7 protein-coding genes and 1 pseudogene are annotated in these 7,405 nt (G+C 74.2%); 2 read left to right on the top strand and 6 right to left on the bottom strand.

Annotated features, from left to right (window positions below; all coding sequences use genetic code 11):
• Positions 1-206: pseudogene (locus tag KS423_RS32845) on the bottom strand (hypothetical protein); the annotation flags it as partial.
• A gap of 205 nt (positions 207-411) precedes the next feature.
• Between KS423_RS32845 and KS423_RS32850 the strand changes: the two are divergent.
• A complete protein-coding gene (locus KS423_RS32850) occupies positions 412-702 on the top strand; it encodes a hypothetical protein (protein WP_224283405.1) in 291 nt (96 codons plus the stop codon).
• A 41-nt stretch (positions 703-743) separates the two neighbouring features.
• Here the strand turns inward: KS423_RS32850 and KS423_RS32855 are convergent, their stop codons facing one another.
• The 3 genes from KS423_RS32855 to KS423_RS32865 all read right to left on the bottom strand — a co-directional run bounded on the left by KS423_RS32855 (position 744) and on the right by KS423_RS32865 (position 3,845).
• Entirely contained in the window at positions 744-1,343 is a 600-nt protein-coding gene (locus KS423_RS32855; protein ID WP_224283406.1) for a GNAT family N-acetyltransferase, read from the bottom strand.
• A gap of 136 nt (positions 1,344-1,479) precedes the next feature.
• On the bottom strand, positions 1,480-2,130 hold the full coding sequence (locus KS423_RS32860) for a TNT domain-containing protein (RefSeq protein WP_224283407.1): 651 nt from the start codon (positions 2,128-2,130) through the stop codon (positions 1,480-1,482).
• Between the two features lie 212 nt (positions 2,131-2,342).
• Positions 2,343-3,845, bottom strand: a complete 1,503-nt coding sequence (locus KS423_RS32865; protein WP_224283408.1) for a geranylgeranyl reductase family protein — start codon at positions 3,843-3,845, stop codon at positions 2,343-2,345.
• A 434-nt stretch (positions 3,846-4,279) separates the two neighbouring features.
• Between KS423_RS32865 and KS423_RS32870 the strand changes: the two genes are divergently transcribed.
• A complete protein-coding gene (locus tag KS423_RS32870) occupies positions 4,280-5,347 on the top strand; it encodes an LPXTG cell wall anchor domain-containing protein (RefSeq protein WP_224283409.1) in 1,068 nt (355 codons plus the stop codon).
• Between the two features lie 362 nt (positions 5,348-5,709).
• Here the strand turns inward: KS423_RS32870 and KS423_RS32875 are convergent, their stop codons facing one another.
• Together KS423_RS32875 and KS423_RS32880 are read right to left on the bottom strand one after the other, a co-directional pair.
• A complete protein-coding gene (locus KS423_RS32875) occupies positions 5,710-6,810 on the bottom strand; it encodes a calcium:proton antiporter (protein ID WP_224283410.1) in 1,101 nt (366 codons plus the stop codon).
• Between the two features lie 90 nt (positions 6,811-6,900).
• Positions 6,901-7,405, bottom strand: a 505-nt coding sequence (locus KS423_RS32880) for a transglycosylase SLT domain-containing protein (RefSeq protein WP_224283411.1), incomplete at its 5' end; no start/stop codon positions are given.

Consider the following 7,405-nt stretch of genomic DNA (forward strand, 5'->3'; position numbering starts at 1 on the left):
GGCCTGCCGTCCACCAGCTCCAGCGCGGCCCGCACCGGGTCGCCGCCGGGATCGGCCACGGTCAGCGCCGGGGCCCCGGCCGGCCCGGGGCCGGTCAGCACGACCGTCCACCCGCGGGCGGCACACTCGCGCAGCAACTCGGCACCGCCGGGCAGCGTGGGCTGCCACCAGTCGGTACCGAAGAGAGCCGTCGAGATCACCGTCATGGTCACCGCTCCGTTCGCGGGCGACGCACCGAACGCTCCCCTCCAGGTTAGGTCGCTCCTCCGCCGCGCGCGCAGCCTGCGCCCCGAGGGCCCCGAAAACCGCTCGGCGGCCCGCCGGGGCACGGGACGGCTGGGAGGTGCCCTGCCCTGCCTCCGTTCGGGACGGCGGGCCGGTGGAGCGACGAGCGGTCCGCCGCGGCCCGGAGTGGCGCCGGCCCACCTGCGTCGTCCGGGCACAGGCTTCCGTCTGTACGGGGAGGCCGGCACGTTCGCCGACAACGTCGGACTGGCCGACGAAGCCGCGCTGACGGACGCGGCGCAGCCGGGCACGTACCGGAAGGCCCTCGGCTGGCTGATCGCCGCCGATCGGTTGGAGGTGGCGGCCGCGGTCGTCGCCGTCCTGCCGGACCGTCGGCTGACGGCCGTGCAGGAGCAGCGCTTCGCCGAGGGCGGCGCCCACGCGTACGGGGTCCACGGCGCGACCGTCCGGGGCTGATCCCGTCCCACGGCGCCGTCCGCGGACCCGTCCGCGGGCCCTCAGTCCGCGAACGCGTCAGAGGCCAGCCGGGCGTGCAGGTGCTCGTCCACGTAGACGCCCCCGCCGTAGGTGTAGGAGCCGCGCAGGGTGCCCTCGTACGGGAACCCGGCCCGCGTCGCGACGCGACAGGAGTCCTCGTTGGCGACGGCGTGGTAGAGCTCGATGCGGCGAACGTCGGCGTGCTCCACCGCCCAGCGGGTGACGGCGGTGGTGGCCCGGGTGGCCAGGCCCCGGCCGCGGGCGGCGGCGAGCAGCCAGTAGCCGATCATGGCCACGCCGTCGTCCCGGTTGGTCCACCCCAGGTAGGCGTTGCCGCAGAGGCTGCCGTCGGCGGCGTCGACGACGGCGAACGGCGCCGCGGTGCCGGCGGCCCAGTGCTCCTCGCAACGGCCGAGGTAGGTGTCGACGACCACCGGGCCGGCGGCGCTGAGCGGGCTCCAGCGGGCGACGGCCGGGTCCGCCGCGGCGGCGGTCAGGGCGGGCCCGATGCCGCCGGGCACGTCGAGGGCGCGCCCCCACGGGCGCAGCAGGACGTCACCGAGGTCGAGGACGGTGGGGCGGAAGACGCGCTGGTCGGTGCCGGGATCGCTGGTGGTCATCCCGTCTTCCTATCCCCCGCTCCCCGGTGCCCGCCAGCGAATATCGCGTTTCCGGCACCGCGCGACCGGCGCGACGGCGGCGTCCGGTGACCGGCCGGGGCCGGGCACCGGGCGCCGCCGTTCAGGTGGGGCGGGGTCAGATCCGGGCCAGGTATCCGTTCTCCACCAGCCAGAGCACGTTCAGCCTGGCCGGACCGCCGGGCAGCAGGGCGCCGTCGAGCTGGTACTGGAGGCCCCAGCCGGGCTGGTTGAACCAGGGCGCGATCGGGCCGGCGTGCACCGTGAAGGCCTTGACCACCTTGTAGTCGTGGTAGTTGCAGGCGGCCGGCGGGTTGCCGTCCAGACTCTGCGGCGGGATCGCGCGGTTGGCGTAGGGCAGGCCCTCGGGAGCGAGGAACGCTCCGTACTCACTGCCGTAGCGGTCGATGTTCTGGTTCGGGTAGAGCGTGAGGTCGAACTCGATCGGGCTGCCGTCGGGCAGGGTGACGTAGCCGTCGGCCGGCGGGTACGTCCAGCCGCCCTTGCCGCCGTTGCCGGCCGGGTCGTAGTACCTGGCCAGGAAGTCCTGGTCGCTCGCGCCGCCGGTGCGCTGGTAGCCGATGAGCTGGCGGCCGACCGGGCCGGTGGTCGGGAGGTCTGCGGGGCCGAGGCGGGCGTCGTCGTGGCGGAAGGCGGCGGAGCACTGGTCGGAGGGGGTGGCCGCCGGGGCCGCGACGGCGGCGGGAGTGCTCAGGGCGGTGAGGGCGGTGGCCGCGGCGAGCGGCGCGACGAGCAGGCGAAGGCGCACGGTGTCTCCGTCGAACGGGTCAGCGGTCGAGAAAGGAGCCACGGAGGGTCGTCGCACTCACCCTCCGTGGCTGGTTCGACACCAGGCAATCGGATTCACTGATCATTCGTCAACACGATCCGTGCGACTGGGCGTTCGGCTCCGCGGATTCGGCCGAACCCGGGACACCGGGACCGTCCGTCCATCAGGATGAGCGGTCCGGTGCGGCCGGGTCACTTCCCCGGGGCGACCCGCCCGAGCAGGTGGAGCAGCCGGTCGAGGGCGTCCTTGGAGTTCGGCTCGGTCAGGTTGACCATCAGCCGGAACGCCACCTTCAGCAGCGCCGGGTGGCCGAGCCCGGCGGCCCCCGCCGTGCCGAGCAGCTTCGGGCGGCCCAGCAGTTCGGCGGCCAGGCGTCCGAGCGCGAAGTAACCCGCGTAGGCGGAGCGCAGCGCCTGCGGGTAGGCGCGCAGGGCGAGTTCGCGACCGCGGTCGGTGCGGCGGGCGAGGGCCTGGACGATGGTCTCGGCGGCGTAGCGGCCGGACTCCATCGCGTAGGCGATGCCCTCGCCGGTGCCCGGGCTGACCGTGCCGCCCGCGTCGCCGACCAACAGCAGGCCGTCGGCGTAGTGGGGTTGGCGGTTGAGGCCCATCGGCAGGGCGGCGCCGCGGATCGGCTCGGTGACCCCGTCGGGGGTGTAGCCGTACTCCGGCGGCAGGCCGTCGCACCAGCGGCGCAGCAGCTCCCGCCAGTCCACCTCCGCCTTGGCGGTGTCGAGGATCCCGAGTCCGACGTTGGCGGTGCCGTCGCCCATGCCGAACACCCAGGCGTAGCCGGGCAGCAGGCGCCGGGCCGGGTCGGTGGGACTGCGCAGGTCGAGCCAGGCCTCCAGGTAGCGGTCGTCGTGGCGCGGGGTGGTGAAGTACGTCCGGTACGCGACGCCCATCGCACGGTCGGTGCGGCGGTAGCGCTTCATCGCCACCGACAGCCGGGTGGAGTTGCCGTCGGCGGCGACCACGATCGGGGCCCGGTAGGCGACCGGCCGGCGCTCCTCCCCCAGCCTGGCGGTGACGCCGGTGATCCGGCCGGTCCGCTCGTCCAGCAACGGGCCCGTCACATTGGCGCGTTCGACCACCCGGGCACCGGCCGAGGCGGCCTTGCGGGCGAGCAGTTCGTCGAAGTCGGCGCGGCGCCGGACCAGTCCGAACCCGGGGAAGGCGGAGAGCTCGGGCCAGTCGAACTCCAGCGAGCGGCGCCCGGAGACCAGCCGCAGGCCCCGGTTGTGCAGCCAGCCGGCCTCCTCGGAGACGTCGATGCCGAGGTCGGTCAACTGCTTGACGACGCGCGGGGTGAGGCCGTCCCCGCAGACCTTCTCACGCGGCAAGACGGACTTCTCCAGCAGCAGGACGTCCAGTCCGGTCCGTGCGAGGTGGGCTGCCGCGGTGGAGCCGGCCGGCCCGGCGCCGACCACGATGACGTCGGCGCTCCCCCCGGCCTGGACGGTCTCCCCGGCCTTCACGCTCTCCCCGGCCCGGACGGTCGCCCCGGCGCGGACGGGCCCCTCACCCCCGACGGGCCCCTCGGGCCGGACGGGCACCCCGTCCCGGGTGGTCCCCGGCCGCCGCTCGTGGGCCTGTCGTCCATCGGTTTCTTGCCCACCGGTCTGCTGCCCACCGGTCTGTTGCCCGCCGGCCTCGCCGGTCGGCTCCGGGACGGTCTGCTCTGGGCCGGGCATCGCACTCTCCCACGGGTCGGATCGGCTGTACACGCAGCGGAGGCTGCGGGCTGGGCGGTCCCGGACGGACGATAGAGAACCCCGGCGCCGACCCGCCGCCCCGACACGCAGTCCGCTGCCGCGAACCGGTCAATACCGGCCACCACGGCCGTCCGGGACCACCTGCCGGACCGGGGAGCGGAGTTGACCGCCCACCAGGGTCGAACGCACACGAAGTCCCGACAATCGGGTGATCGGATCGTTATGACGGACTAGTCGGACCAATCGCCTTCAGCGATGCATTTCGGCCAAACCTCCCTTGCGTCACGTTTCCCGCTGCGGGAACTCTTGTGCCCCTCCCGTCGCACGACACCGGCTCCTGCCGAACGGCCGACCGGAGGCTCCCTCCCCGCCGCGCGGGCCCGCCCCGGCCTGCCGTACCCGATGGAACTCCGATGCACCTCCGCTCCACCGCCGCGCGCTCCCTGGTGGCCGTCCCGACCGCCGCCGCGCTCATGCTGCTCGCCCCCGCCGCGCACGCCGTTTCGGGCGGCAAGGGCGGCGCCCCCGGCAACAACGGCACCGTCAAGATCCACGACGCCGCCACCGGCCAGGAGGACGTGCGCAACGAGCCCAAGGTCTGCACCTTCTACCTGGACTCCTTCGGCTTCGACGCCAACCAGGACGTGATCTGGGCGATCGCCACCGTCGGCCCCAAGGGCGAGACGCTCGCCGCGTGGGGCGACCTCCCGGTCGACCCGCACGGGCACGTGCGGACCGAGGACATCCACCTGCCGGACGGCCACTACAAGCTCTACTGGCAGTCGGTCGAGCTGGTGGACGGCAAGCTGCCCAAGAAGCCGGACCTCAACAACCCCAAGCACAAGGTGTTCAAGGTCGACTGCGGCGGGCAGCCTCCGGTCCCGACCGGCAAGCCCTCGGCGACCGTGACGCCGACCCCGGTGAAGACGCCGCCGGCGAGCCCGACCTCGGTGCCCTCGCACAGCCCGTCGGCCCCGGCCACGACGCCCGCGACGCCCCCGGCGACGACCCCGGCCACGACGCCCGCGACGACCCCGGCCTCGCCGAGCGCGAGCACGCAGCCCACCGAGACGCCGAAGCCCCCGGTGCCTCCGACCACCACCCCGACCAGCCCGGCGGCGACGACTCCGGCCACCACCCCGACCAGCCCGGCGGCGACGACTCCGGCCACCACCCCGGCCACCCAGGAGCCGACCACCGCACCCAGCGGCACCCCGAGCCCGGCCCCGTCCAGCGCGCCGACCGCCACCGTGCCGGTGAACGTCCCGACCACCGAGACCCCGGTCAACCCGGAGCAGCCGCTGATCATGCCCGACAAGGTCAGCGTGCCCACCCCGATCCCGGGCGCCGCCGCGGACGGCAAGAAGCTGGCCACCACCGGTAGTGACGGCACCCTGCTCTACGCCGGCGCCGGCACCGTGCTGCTGCTGGGCGGCGCGGGCGCGGTGGTCTACACCCGCCGTCGCCGCACCGACTCCTGACACACCCGCCCGGGCCTTCCCGGGCGGCATGCCGCGACTGAGCCGCGGCACCACCGAGCCCCTGGCCCGCGAGCAGCTGCGTGGCCAGGGGCTCCCCGTCGTTCCACGGCGCGCACCCCCTCGGGGGTTCACCGGCGGTCGCACCGGGATCGACGAGGGGCCCTGGCCACGGGGGCGGGCCAGGGCCCTCACCCGGAACCACGGCCGGACGCTCCCCCCGGGTTCACCGACCGCACCACCGGAACCGCCGACATCACCGACCCCACCGGCACCCCCGACCCGGCCCCGGGAACGCCGGAAGCCCCTGGCCGCGCGGGGGAACGGGCCAGAGGCTTCCACTCTCGACTACGGCCGGCGCGCCCTCACGGGTTCAACGCCAGCACCACGTACCCCGCCAGCACCGCCAGGTGCACCGCGCCCTGGAGCGGAGTCGCCCGGCGCGGGATGACCGTGAGGGTGAGCAGCACGATCGTCAGGGTCAGCAGCACCATGTGCGCCGGGTCGAGGCCGAGGACAAGGGGGCCGGAGAGCCAGCTGGAGGCGATCGCGACCGCCGGGATGGTCAGGCCGATGCTGGCGAGCGCCGAGCCGAGGGCGAGGTTGAGGCTGGTCTGCACCCGGTTGCGGACGGCCGCGCGCAGCGCCGCGATCGTCTCCGGCAGCAGCACCATCATGGCGATCACCACGCCGACCACGGCGTGCGGGAGCCCGGCGTCGTCCACCGCCTTCTCGATGGTCGGCGACACGCCCTTGGCCAGGCCCACCACCGCCACCAGGGCGACGGCGAGCAGCAGCAGGCTGACCCCGGCGGCCCGGAGGGTGGGCGGGGAGGCGTGGTCCTCCTCGTCCAGCACCCGGCCCTCGGGGGTGACGGGCAGGAAGTAGTCCCGGTGCCGGACGGTCTGGGTGGCGACGAACAGTCCGTAGACCACCAGCGAGGCGGTGGCCGCGAAGGTGAGCTGGGTGGTCGAGAACTGCGGGCCGGGCGTGCTGGTGGTGAAGGTCGGCAGCACCAGGCTGAGGGTCGCGAGGGTCGCGATGCAGGCGAGCGCGGCGCCGGTGCCCTCGGCGTTGAACACGGCGGTCCGGTACTTGACCGCGGCGACCAGGATGGACAGTCCCAGGATGCCGTTGCAGGTGATCATCACGGCGGCGAAGACGGTGTCCCGGGCCAGCGTGGCGGACTTGTCCCCGCCGTCGGCCATCAGCGTCACGATCAGTGCGACCTCGATCACGGTGACCGCCACCGCGAGGACCAGCGATCCGAAGGGCTCCCCCGACCAGTGCGCGATGACCTCGGCGTGGTGCACGGCGGACAGCACGGCGCCCACCAGGAAGCAGGCGACCACCGCCACCACCCAGCCGGGCAGCTCCTCGTGCCAGGTCAGGACGAGGACGAGGAAGGACACCACCGGAACGACGACGGTCCATTGCGCGGCACCCGCGCGGAGCTTCGTGATCATGCCGCCGAGGATTCCAGACCGGAGGCCGGTCACCCGGGTGCCCGCGCCGGGATACGTATGGATGTGGCATAACTCATCCCGTTTCGCCGCTCACCCACCGTAGTCGTGAAGGTACCGGATGACTTTGTCGACATGTATCCGAACCCGTTCCGGGACGCCTCCGGCGGCCGCCACGGTCTTGTCGCTGGTCCGGTAGGCCGCCACGACCAGGGCGGGCAGGTCGCGGGTGAAGCCGTGGCGCTTTATCTGCTGGTCGAGCCAGCAGGCGTAGTTGCCCATCGCCGCGATCGCGTCGCCCGGGTCCCAGTACGACGTGGGGCCGGCGTGGGTGGCGGCCTCGCCCCACGCCTTGAAGACGGAGGGCGTCCACATGGCGATGCCGTACTCGCCGGTCTCCGGTCGGGCGGCGTTCGGGTCGAAGCCGCTCTCGGCCTTCAGCATGGCGGCCAGCAGCACCGGGGTGACCTCCGGCTCGGGGCAGCGCCGTGCCGTGCTGTCGATCACGCCCCGGTAGGCCACCGGAACGTCCGAGCCGGCCGGGATCGCGCCGGACGGCGGGGGCACCGCGCGAGGGGCGGCGCCCGGCCCGCCGGGC

This window comes from Streptomyces sp. LS1784, from assembly GCF_020103755.1.
GTDB lineage: Bacteria > Actinomycetota > Actinomycetes > Streptomycetales > Streptomycetaceae > Kitasatospora.